Genomic DNA, 18,738 nt, shown 5'->3' on the forward strand with positions numbered 1-18,738 from the left:
GTTATTTATTTTACTGAAGACGAAAAAAACCCCGCATGAAGCGGGGTTTTTTTACCAGACGAGAACTTAAGCCTGCGGCTGAGTTACAACGTCTTTGATGCCTTTAACTTCGATCTCTACGCGACGATCCGGAGCCAGACAGTCAATCAGTGCAGCGCGTTGTTTCACGTTGTCACAGGTGTTGCCGGTAACCGGGTTGGATTCGCCCATACCACGTGCGGAGATCTTGTCAGACGGGATACCTTTAGAGATCAGGTAATCAACGACGGACTGAGCACGACGCTCGGACAGACCCTGGTTGTAAGCATCAGAACCGATGCGGTCAGTGTAACCCAGAACAACTACGGAACCGTCTTTCGGATCCAGGTTGCTCAGCTGGCTGTACAGCTGATCCAGAGCAGCCTGACCTTCCGGTTTCAGGGTTGCTTTGTTGAAGTTGAACAGAACGTCAGACTTCAGAGTGAAGTGCTTGGTCTGTACTTCCGGAGCTGGAGCCGGAGCCGGAGCAACTACCGGAGCTGCTTCGCCCTGACCGAAACGGTAGGAAACACCCAGGCTCAGCAGACCGTTGTCCGGACGAGTACCGATGGTGTGTGCGTCACCGATGTTGTTGGTCCACTGGTATTCCAGACGGGTAGCGATTTCAGGAGTGATCGCGTACTCAACACCACCTGCGAATACCGGAGAAACGCCGGTGTCGTGGTCTTTATAGGATGCGCCACCAGGTACGTTAGCCTTGGTGTCTGCACGCCATACCATACCACCCAGACGAGTGTAGATGTCCAGATCGTCAGTGATTGGGTAACCCAGTTTAGCGGTCAGCTGAACGCCCTGAGCTTTGTATGCGCCATTGATGTTGTCGCCTTTGTACGGCATACGACCTAACCAGTCGTAACCCATTTCAAAGCCAACATACGGGTTAACCTGGTAACCACCAAAAGCACCTGCACCCAGTTGGTTTTCGTGGGTCGGACCATTGTTAGGAATGAAACCAGTGTCATGGTACTGGGACCAGCCCAGTTTAGCACCAGTGTACCAGGTGTTATCTTTCGGAGCGGCCTGCGCTACGGTAGCGAAACCAGCCAGTGCCACTGCAATCGCGATAGCTGTCTTTTTCATTTTTTGCGCCTCGTTATCATCCAAAATACGCCATGAATATCTCCAACGAGATAACACGGTTAAATCCTTCACCGGGGATCTGCTCAATATTAACTCTACCGATATCTTCGGCTTATGCCGAGCACCCCTGGCGATGTAAAGTCTACAACGTAGTTGAAAACTTACAAGTGTGAACTCCGTCAGGCATATGAAAAAAAAGATTTGTATAAGGCGCGTTTAACCTTTTTTGTTAACGACACTTTACAGCATAAAATCGCGGAAACCGCTTCAGACAAGCCTCCGCAGGGAAAGTTAGCCATGAGTGAAATCATCAGACGGGCGATAAAAAAAGTTCCAGGATTAATCCTAAATTTACTTAATGATACAAATTAGAGTGAATCTTTACCCCGGAAAGTTGTCTCGTGGCGTGAGAGGTTGTGCTTACTGGACGCATAATAAACCCCATTGCGTTACCTTCATTAGCGGCATCCACAAGCTCTGCATGTTCTTCTTCTGTCAGATCATCTGCTAACCAACCGATCACCACGCTGTAATTTCCCGTGCGTAAAGCGCGAACCATTGATTCCACCGTGTGGCAAGGGGAAAGCTGGTTTATCTGCATCACTTTCGTTAAAGGTAGCCCAGCAGCCTGAACCCATTCACGACTCAGTTTTTGTTTTGGTGTTAACCATAGTTGCCAACGTGATTGCTGACCGAGTTGCTGCAACAATGGCAAAAGCAGCAGTTGCGTCATCATGGGCTGATCTTCGCGATAGACAACTTCACTAATTAGCCCAGCTGTAGTGTTTTCCGTGGAGACACGCGCAATTTTGCTTGCTGCGGATGAGAACAACGAAGAACGATGTGCATAGCCTGAAGTGTACATAATCAATCCAGCCCTGTGAGTTACTGTATGAATATACAGTACATCCAGTGGCAACAAAGATCAACCCTAATTTCGGAAAGAGCCTCGCAAATTTTGTCGTTCGTGACCTGAAAACTTAAATTAATCTTGCCCCTTGATAATAAGTTGCCTATTTTCGTATTTAACGGATCCGTTAATGTGAATCATTCTTTTATATTATGATTTTAAAAGGAATTTTATGAAAAGCCTCTCTTATAAGCGGATCTATAAGTCACAAGAATACCTGGCTACGCTGGGCACCATTGAATACCGATCATTGTTTGGTAGTTACAGTCTGACCGTTGATGACACGGTATTTGCAATGGTTTCTGATGGCGAGTTGTATCTTCGGGCTTGTGAACAAAGTGCACAATACTGTGTAAAACATCCGCCAGTATGGCTGACATATAAAAAGTGTGGGCGGTTTGTTACCCTCAATTACTACCGGGTCGATGAAAGCCTATGGCGAAATCAACAAAAGCTGGTGCGCCTGTCGAAATTTTCTCTGGACGCCGCGCTTCAAGAGAAAAGTACGCGCAATATCCGGCAACGGCTGAAAGATTTACCCAATATGTCTTACCATCTTGAGGCTATTCTCGGGGAAGTGGGGATTAAGGATGTACGGGCGTTACGTATTCTTGGGGCGAAAATGTGTTGGCTGCGACTGCGGCAACAAAACAGTCTGGTGACAGAAAAAATCTTATTTATGCTTGAAGGCGCAATTCTCGGTATTCATGAAGCTGCGCTCCCGGTAGCACGCCGCCAGGAGCTTGCAGAATGGGCAGATTCTCTTACGCCGAAACAGGAGTTTCCTGCGGAACTTGAGTAATTCTGCGCTGCAGACGACCAATTTCTGGTAGTAATGCAATCAATAATCCGACTTGCTGTACAACCAGAGGTTCTTTGCTGTCTGCCCGTGGTTCAAGTTGCTGCATCTGTTGTTTCAGGTCAGCTAATGCCTGATTGACGCGTTCTTCATCGGCAGGTTGATGATGTAGCGCGTCATCCACATAGCAAACTGCGTCATCAAGAAACGCCAGAATTTCAGGGTTAGTTAACTGCTCACGGTGTGCTCCGAGGGCAGAAATGTAACTGGTAAACGTATGGTTAAGGCAGAGTAACCGGAACGCGTCCTCGCGAATTTGCGGTGTGACATTCGGTTCGCTGGACATATTCGACACCACCGACGCCAGCTCTGCATCACGATTGTGTGCATCGCGACGAGCAATACGATATGCCAGACGGTTATCGCGCCCCTGGTGGTATTGTTCGAGAATAGCATCGAGATAACGGCAGTTAGCATCGGTTGCGCGCTCAAGCATTCGGGGCAGATTACGAAACCGCCAGTCTGGCCAGATGTAACTTACCGCTGCCCATGCAATGGCACATCCGATTAGCGTATCGATTACGCGAGGCAATGCCACTTCAAAACCTTCACCCAGCAAGTTAAAGCACAGTAGCACCAGAAGCGTAATGAACATCGTTGCATGAGCGTATTGCACGTTACGGAAGGCAAAAAAGAGAACACCGGTAATGACCAGCAGCACCAGTTGCCCTTCCAGTGACGGCACAAACCACAGCACAGGAATGCCAATCGCAATACCCACCAGCGTACCAATAATCCTTAATTTCAGGCGGTGGCGCGTGGCGTTATAGTTTGGCTGGCAGACAAACAAACTTGTCAGCAAGATCCAATACCCGTGATGCATCCCGGTTATCTGAATGATGGCGTAGCCGAAGCACAAGACCAGTGACATTCTTACCGCATGACGGAAGAGGGCGGATTCCGGCGTGAAGTGACGGCTAAGACGCAGCCAGATATCGCTCAACCCGTGCGGGCTGTCATCTGCGAGTTCATTTTCGTCATTATTATGGGGCAGCGCCTGAGCCTGTTCTGATTCAATTGTTGCCAGTTGGGCATCAATGGCACGTAAATTGTTCAGCAAAAATCCCAGTGTTTTGAGTAAATCGGCGGGCGCGCCGTTATCGCGCATCCGCTCAAGCGCAGCATCAATATGCGTAAAAGCGCGTTCAAAATGCGGATCGTGTTGATAAGGCTGACGCAGCAAAATACAGCGTGACAGTTGCTGGCAGGCCTGTCCCTGCATTGACATCAGTCGCTGGAAACGGAACAGCACGTCGCTGTGGCGAAAATGTTCCCGCAACGTTTGATACTGAATATGGGAAGAGCTGGCACGTTCGTGGATATCCTGCGCCACAAAGTAATAATGCAATGTGCGACGTGTTCCCCGCTGACCACGATCGCCGCGTAGGCGAGTCAGCAACGAGAGTTTCGTCTGATTCAGTGTCGCCATCAGTTGCCCGTTGGCGAGAGCCAAATCGTACAGCGGTGCCTGGCTTTCATCCTCTATATCAGGATCGAACATGCGTGATTTCAGTTCCAGATAACGCGCCAGTTGTTCATAGCAACGCGCCAGATTGTCCTGCAATGGGCGGACAGGGAACAGTAGATGACCAATAAGCGTCAGAACGTTGTACCAGACGGCACCAGCAAGCAGATACATCGGCTGCTGATACCAGTGCTCATAGAGAGACGTCCCCAGCATGGTGTAAATGGCGATCAGCAACGCACCAAAGGCGATTGTTGCATAGCGTTGACCCAAACCGCCAAGCAAAATGAAACCGCTGGTGGAGAGCGTTAAGCCAATGGCAAATAACCAGGGCCAGGGGAAAAGGAGTTCTACCGAGGCCGAGGCAATAAAAAAGCAGAACAGCGTAATGATGAGGTTACGCAGACGCCCAGCCAGTCGGTCGTCGAGATCGGTTAGCGCCGCTGCCACCATTCCCAGTGTCAGCGGAATCGTCAGTTTTACATCACCCAGCCACCACGGAAACGCTGTGGTTCCACAAAGCGCAATAAAAATACGCGCGTAATACAGCCAGGCGCTGTTCCAGGTATAGCGTTTGAGCAAAGGACTTAGCATAAAAGCCATAATGTTAGATTATTCAAAACGACGTCGCGCATTGGCTTCACGCGCAGCACGAGCTGTTTCCACAGAAACTACGCGGCGACCGACTGGCCACAGTGCAATAGCGGCAATTTTAAAATTCGCAATGCCAACCGGAATGCCAATGATGGAAATGCATTGTGCGATACCTGTCGCAATGTGCATCAGGCATAACCACCAGCCAAAGAAAATCAGCCAGAAAATATTCAGTACCGTACCGCCAGTATTCAGCAGTACATTTTTACCTGCCGGATTCAGTTCATCGACATGAATGGCCTCATTGCCGTAAGGCACCAGAGACAGTTTGGTGATCTCCCAGCAGGATCGTGTCAGCGGTAAGGTAAAAATCAGCACAATACTGACCAGGGTTGCCAACAGCCAGCCCAGAGTGGTGGCAAATCCGCCAAGCACAAAGTTCAGAATGTTCAAAACGGTACGCATAAAACCTCGCTTTACTGTGGTTTTCAGTAATGGGCGGCAATTGTAACGTTTTTTTGGGCTGGAGCACGTTTTCTCTGACGGTTACACTGATAAGAAATAACATCGTGTGGATCTACAGAGTCATGGAACTGAAAGCGACAACTCTTGGCAAACGTCTGGCACAGCACCCTTATGATCGGGCGGTGATCCTCAATGCCGGGATAAAAGTCTCCGGCGATCGTCACGAATATCTCATTCCTTTCAATCAATTACTGGCAATTCACTGCAAGCGCGGTCTGGTATGGGGTGAGCTGGAATTTGTACTGCCTGATGAAAAAGTCGTGCGTCTGCACGGCACCGAATGGGGTGAGACGCAGCGTTTTCACCGCCATCTTGATGCTCACTGGCGGCGCTGGAGCGAGGAGATGAGCGAAATTGCGGCTGGCGTATTACAGCAGCAATTGGATCTTATCGCCGCACGCACCAACGATAATAAATGGCTGACGCGGGAGCAAACTTCTGGCGTGCAGCAACAAATCCGCCAGGCTTTGTCGGCGTTGCCGTTGCCAGTTAATCGACTGGAAGAATTCGATAACTGCCGTGAGGCGTGGCGCAAATGTCAGGCCTGGTTGAAAGATATTGAAGGCGCTCGGTTGCAGCATAATCAGGCGTATACCGAAACCATGCTTAATGAGTATGCGGATTTTTTCCGTCAGGTTGAATCTTCACCGCTTAATCCGGCGCAGGCTCGGGCAGTCGTTAATGGCGAACATTCTCTGTTAGTGCTGGCAGGCGCAGGAAGCGGTAAAACATCGGTGCTGGTAGCGCGTGCAGGCTGGCTGCTGGCGCGTGGTGAAGCGTCCTCTGAGCAAATTTTATTGCTGGCGTTTGGTCGCAAAGCCGCTGAAGAGATGGACGAGCGTATTCGCGACCGGCTACATACCGAAGACATTACCGCACGCACGTTTCATTCACTGGCGCTACATATTATTCAGCAATGTAGCAAAAAAGTACCCACAGTCAGCAAACTGGAAAATGACACCGCTGCCCGACATGAACTCTTTATTGCTGAGTGGCGCAAGCAATGCAGCGAGAAGAAAGCGCAGGCGAAGGGCTGGCGGCAATGGCTGACGGAAGAAATGCAGTGGTCAGTGCCAGAAGGTAACTTCTGGGATGATGAAAAATTACAGCGTCGTCTTGCCTCACGCCTCGATCGCTGGGTAAGTCTGATGCGGATGCACGGCGGTGCACAGGCAGAAATGATTGCCAGCGCGCCCGAAGAGATTCGCGATCTGTTCAGTAAACGTATCAAGTTGATGGCACCGTTATTAAAAGCCTGGAAAGGTGCGCTGAAGGCAGAAAACGCCGTCGATTTTTCGGGTCTTATTCACCAGGCGATTGTGATTCTGGAGAAAGGTCGCTTTATCAGCCCCTGGAAGCATATTCTGGTTGATGAATTTCAGGATATCTCGCCGCAGCGCGCAGCGTTGTTAGCGGCATTACGCAAGCAAAACAGCCAGACGACGTTGTTTGCCGTTGGCGATGACTGGCAGGCGATTTACCGCTTCAGTGGCGCGCAACTGTCGCTCACCACGGCTTTCCATGAAAACTTTGGTGAAGGCGATCGCTGTGATTTAGACACGACTTACCGTTTTAACAGTCGTATCGGTGAGGTGGCAAACCGGTTTATTCAGCAGAACCCAAGCCAGCTGAAAAAGCCGCTAAATAGCTTAACCAATGGAGACAAAAAAGCCGTCACGTTATTGGATGAGAGCCAGCTTGACGCTTTGCTGGATAAGCTCTCTGGTTATGCCAAACCGGAAGAGCGCATTCTGGTTCTGGCGCGTTATCACCACATGAGGCCTGCCAGCCTGGAAAAAGCGGCAACACGTTGGCCGAAGTTGCAAATCGACTTTATGACTATTCATGCCAGCAAAGGGCAACAGGCGGATTACGTCATCATCGTTGGCTTGCAGGAGGGGAGTGATGGTTTTCCGGCTGCGGCGCGGGAGTCGATTATGGAAGAGGCGCTACTGCCACCGGTTGAGGATTTCCCGGACGCTGAAGAACGGCGGTTAATGTACGTGGCGCTGACCCGCGCACGCCATCGGGTATGGGCACTGTTTAACAAAGAGAATCCCTCTCCCTTTGTGGAAATATTGAAAAATCTGGATGTGCCGGTGGCGAGAAAACCGTAAGAAACAGGTGGCGTTTGCCACCTGTGCAATATTACTTCAGGCGTTCTGCGAGATAACGCTGATAATCGGGGATCAGAATATCGACCGCGTCGTTGAAATGCGGCGACTGGATGATGAAATCTGCCGTTGCCACGTTGGTAGCGACCGGAATGTTCCACACCGTCGCCAGTCGCAGTAACGCTTTCACGTCAGGATCGTGCGGTACGGCGTTTAATGGATCCCAGAAGAAAATCAGCACATCAATTTTTCCTTCCGAAATCAGTGCGCCCACCTGCTGGTCACCGCCCATTGGGCCGCTCAACATGGCGTTAACATTCATACCGGTAGCGCGGGAAATTAAGTTACCCGTGGTGCCCGTCGCATAAAGCTCGTGCTGTTCCAGTAATGGTTGATGCCGTTCCACCCAGCTCATGAGCATTTGTTTACAGTGATCGTGTGCCACCAGCGCAATATGTTTCCGCGCTGGTAAAGTGCGAGTCGTCAGTTCCATAATTTACATCCATAGTTAACTTTCCTACAGATTACTGTAAGCACTTATCGCTGCAAGATAAAGACCGAAAAAGCCTGCGCACAGGCACAAAAATCTCAGGAAGATGGTTGTTTTTCCGCCCATTGCAGGAAGTTATTGCGCGTTTGCGGATCTGCCAGTTTAAACCAATACTTCAGCCGTTGTTCAGTGAGCACCTGGGACTGTGGTGGGATGGCATCCAGTTCGGAAACACCAGAGAGCAGTGTACTGTCATCTGCCATCATGGTGGCAAATTGCGGTAGAGAAGCGCGTTTCGCGGATTTGTTATAACGCTCGACCTCGACTTCATAATCAATCGTTTTTGCGGTTGAAGTAATAGCCAGAATATCCAGCTTTGCCGGAATCGGCGTCGCATCGCCATCTAACAATTCAAGGCGCGGCGTTGTGTCGAAATGATTGGCCTCCCGTTCATTCTCCAGGCGTGGCAGGCGAAAGTTCACCTGGCTAATGAGCTGTGTATTAAAACTGACGACCAGCGGCGGGGAGATATAAAGCCGTTCTTCACTACTGGAAAGATGGATAGTCTTCTCGACGCGAAACACTAACTGATGCGGTCCATTATCCAGTTCAATGCTATCCGCTCCGCGTAACAGAGAGCTTGAAACCTTTTTGCCGTCGAGTACCAGAAGATCAATATCGCTGGACAGCCGTAGCGTGGTGGCAAAAACGGATACCGGCAAACATAATGCAATCAAGGTGGTCAAAATGCCGGTTTTCATAGATAGCTCCTGTCTAATGACCGCCAGAATAATAATGTATCAAAATTTTTCTTTAATCATACTTACTAACATATAGACATGTTTTCCGCTTTTGCTCTCATTCATTCGTATTAGCTGCATGGTTGGTATGTTGGGATTGTCGTACACTTTGATAAATAGTCTGGAGGAAATGATGAAAGAGACCGATATTGCAGCCATTTTAACGTCCACTCATACCATTGCGCTGGTAGGGGCAAGTGATAAACCCGACCGTCCAAGTTATCGTGTGATGAAATACTTGCTTGATCAGGGCTATCACGTTATTCCGGTCTCACCTAAAGTCGCCGGTAAAACGCTGCTGGGTCAGCAGGGCTACGGCACGCTGGCAGAGGTTCCGGAAAAAGTCGATATGGTCGATGTTTTCCGGAATTCGGAAGCCGCGTGGGGCGTGGCGCAGGAAGCTATCGCCATTGGTGCGAAAACCTTATGGATGCAGCTAGGGGTGATTAATGAGCAAGCGGCTGTACTGGCACGTGATGCCGGGTTACAGGTAGTCATGGATCGCTGCCCGGCAATTGAGATCCCTCGCCTGGGGCTGGTTAAATAAAAAATACCCGGAAGGTTTTTGCCTTCCGGGTATTTGTATGGGGGTTAGTTACGCAGACGCGGCGCCTGGAGTTGTTTGCGGATGGTCTGCGCCAGCTCATCCATGGATGGCTGTTCAGGATGTTCATCCTGCAATTCGCTACTTAGCTGGGCTTCAGCCAGGTAGGTATGAACCGGTAGGCCGTTGTCATCCTCCATCACCACGTGATACCACGGAGCGGCGCGAAGCTCATCGTTCACCGCCAGCTCATCAGGCGACGGTTCAGAGAGCGAATAAACCGGGTCGATATCCACGACCACTCCGAGATAACCTAACAGGGAATGGCGGACCTGCTGGCCGATACCGAATTTGCTGGCAATCATAGTCACCTCCCGGGAAATCTTCACCTTTGATATAAGGGTAAAATTCCACATTTCAAGTTACATGACGCGACAGGCAAACCCTTTCAGATATAGCCCTTCCGGGTAGGTAGCGATCACCGGATGATCGGCTGCCTGACGGAACTGCTCTATAAATTGTATATCACGACCGGCATCAATTGCGGCATCCGCGATGATTTTCTGAAATAAATCGCTGGTCATCAGGCCTGAACAGGAGAACGTCAGGAGAACACCGCCCTCATTCAGTAACTGAATCGCCAGCATGTTGATGTCTTTATAGCCCCGGCAGGCGCCCATCAACTGGCTTTTGTTCTCAACAAACTTCGGCGGATCCATCACGATAACGTCAAATTTCTCCCCGCGATCGCGATAAGTTCGCAGCAATTTAAAGACGTCATCACGCACGAACTCTGCCTTGCTCAGATCCAGTTTGTTCAGCTCAACGTTCTGCCGTGCAATGTCCAGTGCTTCCTGGGAGGTATCAACGCTAACAACGTTGCTGCAACCGCCCATTAATGCCGATACCGCGAAACCACCGGTATAGGAGAAACAGTTCAGTACGCGTTTATTTTCAACGTAGCGGCGGGTTGCCAGGCGGCTGTCACGCTGATCCAGGTAGTAGCCCGTTTTGTGCCCGTGCTGAATGTCCACCAGCAGCTTCATACCGTGTTCTTCAATCGGCAGCAGGGCAGGCGGCAACTCGCCGGTGATGGGGCCCTGGGTCAGCTCCATCCCTTCTTTTTTACGTACCGCGACGTCGCTGCGATCGTAAATCGCACATTCCGGGTATAGCGTTTGCAGGGCGCTGATCAATGCCGCTCGCTGATATTCTGCGCCAGCACTCAGCAGTTGCAGCACCAGAAAATTACCGAAACGATCGATAGTTATACCCGGCAGGCCATCAGACTCACCGGCAATTAAACGATAGCTATCGAGGCCATCTTTTTGCGCCAGCCAGTCGCGCCACTTTTGCGCCTGTTGTAAGCGTCGGGTGAAAAAGGCAATGTCGATGGATTCCGAAGGATCGAAAGTCCAGACGCGAGCGCGGATTTGCGAAGCCGGCGAATAAGCGCCGCGTGCTAACCATTTTCCCTGATGATCAACAATATCGATGGTTTCACCGAGGCTGGCTTTACCTTCCATGCGGGCAACGGCCCCGGAAAAGACCCACGGATGGCGACGAAGTAATGATTTTTCGCGCCCTTTGGCTAACACTAAACGTACACTCATAATTTACTATTCTGTCGATGCAAAGAAATGGGCGCCATTGTCCGGAGTTTTCCATGGATTTGCAACGCAGCTATAAGAATAAGGAGAGCGGTGATGTCGAAAGTATGCATAATTGCCTGGGTTTTCGGGCGAGTTCAGGGGGTAGGCTTTCGCTATACCACGCAGTACGAAGCGAAAAAACTGGGCTTAACCGGGTATGCCAAAAATCTTGACGATGGCAGCGTGGAAGTGGTTGCCAGCGGTGAAGAAGGGCAGGTGGAAAAATTAATGCAGTGGTTAAAAAGTGGCGGCCCGCGTTCTGCGCGTGTAGAACGGGTGCTTAGCGAGCCGCATCATCCCTCGGGGGAATTAACCGATTTTCGTATCCGTTAAATACATTTTACCGGTTTAGGCAGGCCAGCAATTTTGGTGGCTTGCTTTGCCGGACCTTTCGGAAACAGTCGGTATAAATAGCGGCTGTTACCTTTTTCTTCGCCAAATTTATTCGCCATCGCTTTTACCAGCATACGAATCGCCGGAGAAGTATTGAATTCCAGATAGAAATCACGCACAAAACGCACCACTTCCCAGTGTTCTGGCGACAGCGAAATCCCTTCGTTCTCTGCAATCACCACTGCCAGCGGTTCACTCCACTGGCTGCTTTCTTTGAGATAGCCTTCGGTATCCGTTTCTATCTCTTTACCTTCGAAGATCAGCATAATTATTACTACCTTAATCAGACTGGCGGCAGTGTAACAAAAAACAAAGCCCCGCATAAAGCGAGGCTATGAAAGTGTTAGCGGGTGAGATTAATCGCGGCTGGCGAAGCCCAGAATGCTCAGCAGGCTGACGAAGATGTTGTACAGCGAAACATACAGGCTAACCGTGGCACGAATGTAGTTCGTTTCACCGCCATGAATGATGTTGCTGGTTTCAAACAGAATTGCGCCAGAGGAGATCAGAATGAATACCGCACTGATTGCCAGATGCAGGGCAGGCAGTTGCAGGAAGATATTCGCTACCATTCCAATCAGTACCACCACAATACCCGCCATCAGCATACCGCCGAGGAACGACATATCTTTGCGGGTAGTCAGCACATACGCAGAGCAGCAGAAGAACACTAATGCTGTGCCGCCCAGCGCCATAGCGATTACGTCGCCCATTCCGGCAGACAGGTAAGTGTTCAGAATTGGTCCGAGGATATAACCCAGAAAACCGGTAAAGGCGAACGCGGAGATAATCCCGGTCGGCTTATTCGCCGTTTTATAGGTCAGGAACATCAAACCATACATACCTACCAGCGTCAGAATCAGACCCGGAGATGGTAGCATCAGAACCGTACTGGCCGTCGCGGTAATCGCAGAAAAGGCCAGCGTCAGGCTCAGCAAGAAATAGGTATTACGCAGCACCTTATGGGTGCTAAGTAGCGATGTACGGTCATGTGAAGAACTAACTATACGATCCATGGAGTCACTCTCTATGACAGGTGTAATTAATAAAGCAGCATAATGATATTGCCGAAAGCTACCCAGAGGTTTTACCCATCTTTACGCATTTGATCTGGAACAGGTTTAGCAAAGACAGATTAAGTCATTGGGATGGCATAACGGCATGGCGATTTTGACAGGTAAAAGAAAAAGGGGTTAGCATTTAGCTAACCCCTTATCTTATTTGGCGGAAGCGCAGAGATTCGAACTCTGGAACCCTTTCGGGTCGCCGGTTTTCAAGACCGGTGCCTTCAACCGCTCGGCCACACTTCCGGAATGACGCGAACTATAAACATCCCGATGCGTCGTGTAAACCCCCAATGTGTTTGTTTGCCTGAAAAACAGACAAAATCGTGTTGATTGCGTGAAATAACAGCAATTTGCGCATTCCATCGCCATAAAAATCGCTTCATAACCTTCCTGCGGCAAGCCTTAAGGAAAATAAGGTTCATTTTTATCGCTAAAAGATAAATCCACACACTCTGTGTTGTTTTGTGCAAAAGTTTCACTACGCTTTATTAACAATACTTTCTGGCGACGTGCGCCAGTGCAGAAGGATGAGCTTTCGTTTTCTGTCTCTCTCGTGAAGCGATGGTTTGCCTTGCTCCAGGGACGTCGCTTGCCGACCAAAAGCGCCCGGCACTCCAGTCGGTGTCGCAAGGAGAAGAGACGTGCTATATGAATAACGAGGAAACCTTTTACCAGGCTATGCGACGTCAGGGGGTTACCCGGCGAAGTTTTCTTAAATATTGCAGTCTGGCTGCTACGTCGCTGGGATTAGGCGCGGGGATGGCACCAAAGATTGCCTGGGCGCTGGAGAATAAACCGCGCATTCCAGTGGTGTGGATCCACGGTCTTGAATGCACCTGCTGTACCGAATCTTTTATCCGTTCTGCTCATCCGCTGGCGAAGGATGTCATTCTTTCCCTTATTTCTCTCGACTACGACGATACTCTGATGGCTGCCGCAGGCACTCAGGCAGAGGAAGTCTTTGAAGACATCATCACGCAATACAACGGCAAATATATCCTCGCAGTAGAAGGTAACCCGCCGCTGGGCGAGCAGGGGATGTTCTGTATCAGTAGCGGTCGACCGTTTATTGAGAAACTCAAACGTGCAGCTGCCGGAGCCAGTGCAATTATTGCCTGGGGCACCTGTGCGTCCTGGGGCTGTGTGCAAGCCGCCCGACCCAATCCGACGCAGGCCACCCCCATCGACAAAGTCATCACCGACAAACCGATCATTAAAGTGCCCGGCTGCCCGCCGATCCCGGATGTGATGAGCGCCATCATTACTTACATGGTGACATTCGATCGTCTGCCGGATGTCGACAGAATGGGGCGTCCGCTGATGTTCTACGGTCAGCGAATCCACGATAAATGCTATCGCCGCGCTCACTTTGATGCCGGAGAGTTCGTCCAGAGTTGGGATGATGACGCCGCGCGTAAAGGTTACTGCCTGTACAAAATGGGCTGCAAAGGGCCTACCACCTATAACGCCTGTTCCTCCACACGCTGGAATGATGGCGTTTCTTTCCCAATCCAGTCTGGTCATGGCTGCCTGGGCTGTTCTGAAAATGGTTTCTGGGATCGCGGTTCGTTCTATAGCCGCGTGGTCGATATTCCGCAGATGGGAACGCACTCTACCGCCGATACCGTGGGCTTAACCGCGCTTGGTGTCGTGGCTGCGGCTGTTGGCGTACATGCAGTCGCCAGCGCCGTTGACCAGCGCAGACGTCATAACCAGCAACTTGCAGAAGCCGAACAACAGCCGGGCAACGAGGATAAACAGGCATGAGCACTCAGTACGAAACTCAGGGATACACCATCAACAATGCCGGACGCCGCCTGGTGGTCGACCCGATTACGCGCATCGAAGGTCATATGCGCTGCGAAGTGAATATTAACGATCAGAATGTGATCACCAATGCTGTTTCCTGCGGCACTATGTTTCGCGGGCTGGAGATCATCCTGCAAGGCCGCGATCCGCGTGATGCGTGGGCGTTCGTTGAGCGTATCTGCGGCGTCTGCACTGGCGTACACGCTCTGGCTTCGGTCTATGCAATTGAGGATGCCATCGGCATTAAAGTGCCGGACAACGCCAATATCATCCGTAATATTATGCTGGCGACGCTCTGGTGCCACGACCATCTGGTGCACTTCTATCAGCTCGCCGGGATGGACTGGATAGATGTGTTAGATGCGCTGAAAGCCGACCCACGGAAAACGTCAGAACTGGCGCAAAGCCTCTCCTCGTGGCCGAAATCATCCCCTGGCTATTTCTTCGACGTACAAAACCGCCTGAAGAAATTTGTTGAAGGCGGGCAGTTGGGGATCTTCCGCAATGGCTACTGGGGGCACCCGCAGTACAAACTGCCGCCGGAAGCCAACCTGATGGGCTTTGCCCACTATCTCGAAGCCCTCGATTTCCAGCGGGAGATCGTCAAAATTCACGCCGTTTTTGGTGGTAAAAACCCGCATCCGAACTGGATTGTCGGCGGGATGCCGTGCGCCATTAACATTGACGAAAGCGGCGCGGTCGGGGCGGTCAATATGGAACGCCTGAACCTGGTTCAGTCGATCATTACCCGCACGGCGGACTTCATTAACAACGTGATGATCCCCGACGCCTTAGCCATCGGTCAGTTCAACAAACCGTGGAGTGAAATCGGCACTGGTCTTTCTGATAAATGCGTCCTTAGCTACGGCGCATTCCCGGATATTGCCAACGACTTTGGCGAGAAAAGTCTGCTGATGCCAGGTGGTGCGGTAATCAATGGCGACTTCAACAATGTGCTGCCAGTGGATTTGGTTGATCCGCAGCAGGTGCAGGAGTTTGTCGATCACGCCTGGTATCGGTATCCCAACGATCAGGTTGGGCGTCATCCTTTTGATGGTATTACCGACCCGTGGTACAACCCTGGCGATGTCAAAGGCAGCGATACCAACATTCAGCAACTGAATGAACAGGAACGTTACTCGTGGATCAAAGCGCCACGCTGGCGCGGTAACGCGATGGAAGTAGGGCCGCTGGCGCGCACGTTAATCGCCTACCACAAAGGCGATGCTGCGACCGTTGAGTCGGTCGATCGCATGATGTCGGCGCTGAACCTACCGCTTTCTGGCATCCAGTCGACGTTAGGCCGCATTCTGTGCCGCGCGCACGAAGCGCAGTGGGCCGCAAGTAAGTTGCAATACTTCTTCGACAAGTTGATTACCAACCTGAAAAACGGCAATCTTGCCACTGCCTCCACTGAAAAATGGGAGCCTGCGACCTGGCCGAAAGAGTGCCGTGGCGTCGGCTTTACCGAAGCGCCGCGCGGGGCGTTAGGTCACTGGGCCGCCATTCGCGATGGCAAGATTGATCTCTACCAGTGCGTGGTGCCGACCACCTGGAACGCCAGCCCGCGCGATCCCAAAGGGCAGATTGGCGCATATGAAGCGGCGCTGATGAACACCAAAATGGCGATCCCCGAGCAACCGCTGGAGATCCTGCGTACTCTGCACAGCTTTGACCCGTGCCTCGCCTGTTCAACACACGTGCTGGGCGACGACGGTCGCGAGCTTATCTCCGTGCAGGTGCGTTAACAGCGAAGGAGAATCATCATGCAAGAGAAAAGCGACAACGTTGTCAGCCACTATGTCTTTGAAGCGCCAGTCCGTATCTGGCACTGGCTGACGGTGTTATGCATGGCGGTGTTGATGGTCACCGGTTACTTTATCGGTAAGCCGCTGCCTTCGGTCAGCGGCGAGGCGACGTATCTGTTCTATATGGGCTACATCAGGTTAATTCACTTCAGCGCCGGAATGATTTTTACCGTGATATTGCTGATGCGGATTTACTGGGCGTTCGTGGGTAATCGCTATTCACGCGAGCTTTTCATTGTGCCGGTATGGCGTAAAAGCTGGTGGCTGGGCGTGTGGTATGAAATCCGCTGGTATCTGTTTCTGGCAAAACGCCCGAGTGCCGACATCGGTCATAACCCCATCGCCCAGGCGGCGATGTTCGGCTATTTCCTGATGTCGGTCTTTATGATCGTCACCGGTTTTGCGCTGTTCAGCGAACACAGCCAGTATGCCATTTTCGCGCCGTTCCGTTATGTAGTGGAGTTTTTCTACTGGACGGGCGGCAACTCGCTGGACATTCACAGCTGGCATCGGCTGGGGATGTGGCTAATTGGTGCGTTTGTGATCGGTCATGTCTATATGGCGCTGCGTGAAGACATCATGTCTGATGACACGGTGATCTCCACGATGGTGAACGGTTACCGCAGCCACAAGTTTTTTAAAGTCAAAAGCAACAAGGAGCGTTCATGAGCGAGCAGCGCGTGGTGGTGATGGGGCTGGGCAACCTGCTATGGGCCGATGAAGGTTTCGGTGTGCGGGTGGCGGAACGGCTATATGCACATTATCACTGGCCCGAAAACGTGGAGATTGTCGATGGCGGCACTCAGGGGCTGAATTTGTTGGGCTACGTTGAAAGCGCCAGTCACTTGTTGATCCTCGATGCCATTGATTATGGGCTGGAGCCAGGAACGCTACGGACATATGCCGGAGAGCGCATTCCGGCATACCTTAGCGCAAAGAAAATGAGTCTGCACCAGAACAGTTTCTCCGAAGTGCTGGCGCTGGCGGATATTCGTGGACATTTGCCTGAACAAATCGCCCTGGTCGGGCTGCAACCGGCAATGCTCGACGACTACGGTGGCAGCCTGAGCGAACTGGCACGTGAACAACTGCCAGCAGCAGAACAGTTGGCGCTGGCGCAACTGGCAGAGTGGGGAATCGTGCCGCATCTGGCAGAGGAATCACGCTGTCTCAACTATGACTGTCTGTCGATGGAAAATTATGAAGGCGTTCGCTTACGCCAGTACCGGATGAGACTGGAGGAGCAGGGATGATCAATGACTCTCCTTTTAATGCGTTGTGGCAGCGTATGCTGGCGCGCGGCTGGACACCTGTCACAGAATCCAGCCTTGATGACTGGTTATCGCAGGCACCAGACGGCGTAGTGCTGTTAAGCAGCGATCCGAAACGCACGCCGGAGGTCGGTGATAATCCGATAATAATTGGCGAATTATTGCGCGAATTTCCAGACTTTACATGGCAGGTGGCGGTAGCTGACCTTGAGCAAAGCGAAGCCATCGGCGATCGCTTTGGTATTTTTCGCTTTCCCGCCACACTGGTGTTTACCGGCGGTAGCTATCGCGGCGTGCTGAATGGTATTCACCCGTGGGCGGAGCTGATAAACCTGATGCGTGGGCTTGTCGAACCGCAACAGGAGCGTGCCTCATGAGTGACACTTTTTTCCATTTACTGGGGCCAGGAACGCAACCTGATGACGACAGTTTCAGTATGAATCCGCTGCCGATCACCTGCCAGGTGAATGATGAACCGAGCATGGCGGCCCTGGAGCAATGTGCTCATAGCCCGCAGGTGATTGTGCTGTTAAACGAACTGCAACAACAGCTAAGCCAACGTATCCCCCCTTTGGGCGAGGTACTGGCAGTCGATCTGTTCAATCTCAACGCTTACGATCGCCACTTTATTAATACGCTTCTCGGGGAAGGGGAAGTGTCAGTTCGCATCCAACACGTTGATGGCAGTGAAAGTGAAATTCAGGAGGCAATTTTTTGCGGATTATGGCGAGTGCGCAGACGTCGCGGAGAGCAGTTACTGGAAGACCGTCTGGAGACTGGCTGCGCGCCGCTGCCTTTGTGGCAGGCGGCAACGCAAAACGTCTTGCCGACAGATTCGCTGTTACCGCCACCCATCGATGGCCTGATGAACGGACTGCCGTTGGCTCATGAATTGCTGGCGCATGTGCGTAACCCTGACACGCAGCCGCACAGTATTAACCTGACGCAATTGCCCATCAGCGAGGCTGACCGACTTTTTCTGTCGCGCCTTTGCGGGGAGGGGAATATTCAGATTCGCACCATTGGCTATGGCGAGAGCTATATCAACGCCACCGGGTTACGCCATGTCTGGCATTTACGTTGCACGGACACCCTAAAAGGTCCGCTGCTTGAGAGTTATGAAATCTGCCCTATACCGGAAGTTGTGCTGGCAGCGCCGGAAGATTTGGCTGATTCTGCGCAGCGGTTGGGCGAGGTGTGTCAGTGGCTGGTGGAAAACGAGCAACAGTGAAAACGGCGGCAAATGTCGCTTTCAGTCTTATGAATATCGCAATCAGCGAATACGACCACCTACAAACTGTAAGGATAAAAAGGGAGA

The 18,738-nt window shown here is 51.4% G+C and carries 20 protein-coding genes and 1 tRNA gene; 10 read left to right on the plus strand and 11 right to left on the minus strand.

The window, feature by feature from the left end; translation table 11 throughout:
* Nucleotides 1-66: 66 nt before the first annotated feature.
* Together ompA and sulA are read right to left on the minus strand one after the other, a co-directional pair.
* Complete coding sequence (gene ompA, locus A7Z29_RS00460; RefSeq protein WP_024165063.1) at nt 67-1,119, minus strand: porin OmpA; 1,053 nt, start codon at nt 1,117-1,119, stop codon at nt 67-69.
* Between the two features lie 355 nt (nt 1,120-1,474).
* Nucleotides 1,475-1,984, minus strand: coding sequence for an SOS-induced cell division inhibitor SulA (gene sulA, locus A7Z29_RS00470; protein WP_000288697.1), 510 nt, complete (start codon nt 1,982-1,984; stop codon nt 1,475-1,477).
* A gap of 217 nt (nt 1,985-2,201) precedes the next feature.
* On the opposite strand from sulA, the gene sxy reads away from it, so the two are divergent.
* On the plus strand, nt 2,202-2,831 hold the full coding sequence (sxy, locus tag A7Z29_RS00475; protein ID WP_000839139.1) for a CRP-S regulon transcriptional coactivator Sxy: 630 nt from the start codon (nt 2,202-2,204) through the stop codon (nt 2,829-2,831).
* Here the strand turns inward: sxy and yccS are convergent.
* Together yccS and A7Z29_RS00485 are read right to left on the minus strand one after the other, a co-directional pair.
* Nucleotides 2,794-4,956, minus strand: coding sequence for a YccS family putative transporter (gene yccS / locus A7Z29_RS00480; protein WP_000875049.1), 2,163 nt, complete (start codon nt 4,954-4,956; stop codon nt 2,794-2,796). The genes sxy and yccS overlap by 38 nt on opposite strands.
* Nucleotides 4,957-4,965: 9 nt before the next feature.
* Nucleotides 4,966-5,412 (minus strand): YccF domain-containing protein, encoded by a 447-nt coding sequence (locus A7Z29_RS00485; RefSeq protein ID WP_001261238.1) that lies wholly within the window; start codon nt 5,410-5,412, stop codon nt 4,966-4,968.
* A gap of 122 nt (nt 5,413-5,534) precedes the next feature.
* On the opposite strand from A7Z29_RS00485, the gene helD reads away from it, so the two are divergent.
* Nucleotides 5,535-7,589, plus strand: a complete 2,055-nt coding sequence (gene helD / locus A7Z29_RS00490; protein ID WP_105289667.1) for a DNA helicase IV — start codon at nt 5,535-5,537, stop codon at nt 7,587-7,589.
* A gap of 31 nt (nt 7,590-7,620) precedes the next feature.
* Here the strand turns inward: helD and mgsA are convergent, their stop codons facing one another.
* Nucleotides 7,621-8,079, minus strand: coding sequence for a methylglyoxal synthase (gene mgsA, locus A7Z29_RS00495; RefSeq protein ID WP_000424180.1), 459 nt, complete (start codon nt 8,077-8,079; stop codon nt 7,621-7,623).
* A 95-nt stretch (nt 8,080-8,174) separates the two neighbouring features.
* Nucleotides 8,175-8,837 (minus strand): DUF2057 family protein, encoded by a 663-nt coding sequence (locus A7Z29_RS00500; protein ID WP_105289668.1) that lies wholly within the window; start codon nt 8,835-8,837, stop codon nt 8,175-8,177.
* Nucleotides 8,838-9,009: 172 nt separating this feature from the next.
* On the opposite strand from A7Z29_RS00500, the gene A7Z29_RS00505 reads away from it, so the two are divergent.
* A complete protein-coding gene (locus A7Z29_RS00505) occupies nt 9,010-9,423 on the plus strand; it encodes a CoA-binding protein (RefSeq protein WP_105289669.1) in 414 nt (137 codons plus the stop codon).
* A 44-nt stretch (nt 9,424-9,467) separates the two neighbouring features.
* Here the strand turns inward: A7Z29_RS00505 and hspQ are convergent, their stop codons facing one another.
* Both hspQ and rlmI read right to left on the minus strand, forming a co-directional pair.
* On the minus strand, nt 9,468-9,785 hold the full coding sequence (gene hspQ / locus A7Z29_RS00510; RefSeq protein WP_001295356.1) for a heat shock protein HspQ: 318 nt from the start codon (nt 9,783-9,785) through the stop codon (nt 9,468-9,470).
* A 57-nt stretch (nt 9,786-9,842) separates the two neighbouring features.
* Complete coding sequence (gene rlmI, locus A7Z29_RS00515; RefSeq protein WP_105289670.1) at nt 9,843-11,033, minus strand: 23S rRNA (cytosine(1962)-C(5))-methyltransferase RlmI; 1,191 nt, start codon at nt 11,031-11,033, stop codon at nt 9,843-9,845.
* 93 nt (nt 11,034-11,126) lie between these two features.
* On the opposite strand from rlmI, the gene yccX reads away from it, so the two are divergent.
* A complete protein-coding gene (gene yccX / locus A7Z29_RS00520; RefSeq protein WP_105289671.1) occupies nt 11,127-11,405 on the plus strand; it encodes an acylphosphatase in 279 nt (92 codons plus the stop codon).
* Here yccX and tusE read toward each other — a convergent pair.
* From tusE to A7Z29_RS00535, 3 genes are all read right to left on the minus strand, one after another.
* Nucleotides 11,402-11,731 (minus strand): sulfurtransferase TusE, encoded by a 330-nt coding sequence (gene tusE, locus A7Z29_RS00525; RefSeq protein WP_000904442.1) that lies wholly within the window; start codon nt 11,729-11,731, stop codon nt 11,402-11,404. The genes yccX and tusE overlap by 4 nt on opposite strands.
* Nucleotides 11,732-11,821: 90 nt before the next feature.
* Nucleotides 11,822-12,481, minus strand: a complete 660-nt coding sequence (gene yccA / locus A7Z29_RS00530; protein WP_000375136.1) for an FtsH protease modulator YccA — start codon at nt 12,479-12,481, stop codon at nt 11,822-11,824.
* A 206-nt stretch (nt 12,482-12,687) separates the two neighbouring features.
* Nucleotides 12,688-12,775: transfer RNA gene (locus tag A7Z29_RS00535), tRNA-Ser, on the minus strand.
* 405 nt (nt 12,776-13,180) lie between these two features.
* On the opposite strand from A7Z29_RS00535, the gene hyaA reads away from it, so the two are divergent.
* Genes hyaA through A7Z29_RS00570 form a run of 6 tightly spaced genes read left to right on the plus strand, consistent with a single transcriptional unit; the run spans nt 13,181 to nt 18,651 of the window.
* The gene (gene hyaA, locus A7Z29_RS00545) at nt 13,181-14,299 is read left to right on the plus strand and encodes a hydrogenase 1 small subunit (protein ID WP_010344442.1); all 1,119 of its coding nucleotides are present in this window, start codon (nt 13,181-13,183) and stop codon (nt 14,297-14,299) included.
* The gene (hyaB, locus tag A7Z29_RS00550; protein ID WP_105289672.1) at nt 14,296-16,089 is read left to right on the plus strand and encodes a Ni/Fe-hydrogenase large subunit; all 1,794 of its coding nucleotides are present in this window, start codon (nt 14,296-14,298) and stop codon (nt 16,087-16,089) included. The genes hyaA and hyaB overlap by 4 nt, the downstream gene beginning before the upstream one ends.
* A gap of 18 nt (nt 16,090-16,107) precedes the next feature.
* Nucleotides 16,108-16,818, plus strand: coding sequence for a Ni/Fe-hydrogenase b-type cytochrome subunit (gene hyaC / locus A7Z29_RS00555; protein WP_001156753.1), 711 nt, complete (start codon nt 16,108-16,110; stop codon nt 16,816-16,818).
* On the plus strand, nt 16,815-17,402 hold the full coding sequence (hyaD, locus tag A7Z29_RS00560; protein WP_085460595.1) for a hydrogenase 1 maturation protease: 588 nt from the start codon (nt 16,815-16,817) through the stop codon (nt 17,400-17,402). The genes hyaC and hyaD overlap by 4 nt, the downstream gene beginning before the upstream one ends.
* The gene (gene hyaE, locus A7Z29_RS00565; protein WP_105289673.1) at nt 17,399-17,797 is read left to right on the plus strand and encodes a hydrogenase-1 operon protein HyaE; all 399 of its coding nucleotides are present in this window, start codon (nt 17,399-17,401) and stop codon (nt 17,795-17,797) included. Before hyaD ends, hyaE begins: the two co-directional genes overlap by 4 nt.
* Nucleotides 17,794-18,651 (plus strand): hydrogenase expression/formation protein, encoded by an 858-nt coding sequence (locus A7Z29_RS00570; RefSeq protein ID WP_105289674.1) that lies wholly within the window; start codon nt 17,794-17,796, stop codon nt 18,649-18,651. Before hyaE ends, A7Z29_RS00570 begins: the two co-directional genes overlap by 4 nt.
* Nucleotides 18,652-18,738 lie beyond the last annotated feature (87 nt).

It is taken from the genome of Escherichia sp. MOD1-EC6842, assembly GCF_002965705.1.
Taxonomy (GTDB): Bacteria; Pseudomonadota; Gammaproteobacteria; order Enterobacterales; family Enterobacteriaceae; genus Escherichia; species Escherichia ruysiae.

Coding starts and splice junctions, on each gene's coding strand:
- ompA (WP_024165063.1), bottom strand. CDS start 1,119: ATGAAAAAGACAGCTATCGCGATTGCAGTGGCACTGGCTGGTTTCGCT.
- sulA (WP_000288697.1), bottom strand. CDS start 1,984: ATGTACACTTCAGGCTATGCACATCGTTCTTCGTTGTTCTCATCCGCA.
- sxy (WP_000839139.1), top strand. CDS start 2,202: ATGAAAAGCCTCTCTTATAAGCGGATCTATAAGTCACAAGAATACCTG.
- yccS (WP_000875049.1), bottom strand. CDS start 4,956: ATGGCTTTTATGCTAAGTCCTTTGCTCAAACGCTATACCTGGAACAGC.
- A7Z29_RS00485 (WP_001261238.1), bottom strand. CDS start 5,412: ATGCGTACCGTTTTGAACATTCTGAACTTTGTGCTTGGCGGATTTGCC.
- helD (WP_105289667.1), top strand. CDS start 5,535: ATGGAACTGAAAGCGACAACTCTTGGCAAACGTCTGGCACAGCACCCT.
- mgsA (WP_000424180.1), bottom strand. CDS start 8,079: ATGGAACTGACGACTCGCACTTTACCAGCGCGGAAACATATTGCGCTG.
- A7Z29_RS00500 (WP_105289668.1), bottom strand. CDS start 8,837: ATGAAAACCGGCATTTTGACCACCTTGATTGCATTATGTTTGCCGGTA.
- A7Z29_RS00505 (WP_105289669.1), top strand. CDS start 9,010: ATGAAAGAGACCGATATTGCAGCCATTTTAACGTCCACTCATACCATT.
- hspQ (WP_001295356.1), bottom strand. CDS start 9,785: ATGATTGCCAGCAAATTCGGTATCGGCCAGCAGGTCCGCCATTCCCTG.
- rlmI (WP_105289670.1), bottom strand. CDS start 11,033: ATGAGTGTACGTTTAGTGTTAGCCAAAGGGCGCGAAAAATCATTACTT.
- yccX (WP_105289671.1), top strand. CDS start 11,127: ATGTCGAAAGTATGCATAATTGCCTGGGTTTTCGGGCGAGTTCAGGGG.
- tusE (WP_000904442.1), bottom strand. CDS start 11,731: ATGCTGATCTTCGAAGGTAAAGAGATAGAAACGGATACCGAAGGCTAT.
- yccA (WP_000375136.1), bottom strand. CDS start 12,481: ATGGATCGTATAGTTAGTTCTTCACATGACCGTACATCGCTACTTAGC.
- hyaA (WP_010344442.1), top strand. CDS start 13,181: ATGAATAACGAGGAAACCTTTTACCAGGCTATGCGACGTCAGGGGGTT.
- hyaB (WP_105289672.1), top strand. CDS start 14,296: ATGAGCACTCAGTACGAAACTCAGGGATACACCATCAACAATGCCGGA.
- hyaC (WP_001156753.1), top strand. CDS start 16,108: ATGCAAGAGAAAAGCGACAACGTTGTCAGCCACTATGTCTTTGAAGCG.
- hyaD (WP_085460595.1), top strand. CDS start 16,815: ATGAGCGAGCAGCGCGTGGTGGTGATGGGGCTGGGCAACCTGCTATGG.
- hyaE (WP_105289673.1), top strand. CDS start 17,399: ATGATCAATGACTCTCCTTTTAATGCGTTGTGGCAGCGTATGCTGGCG.
- A7Z29_RS00570 (WP_105289674.1), top strand. CDS start 17,794: ATGAGTGACACTTTTTTCCATTTACTGGGGCCAGGAACGCAACCTGAT.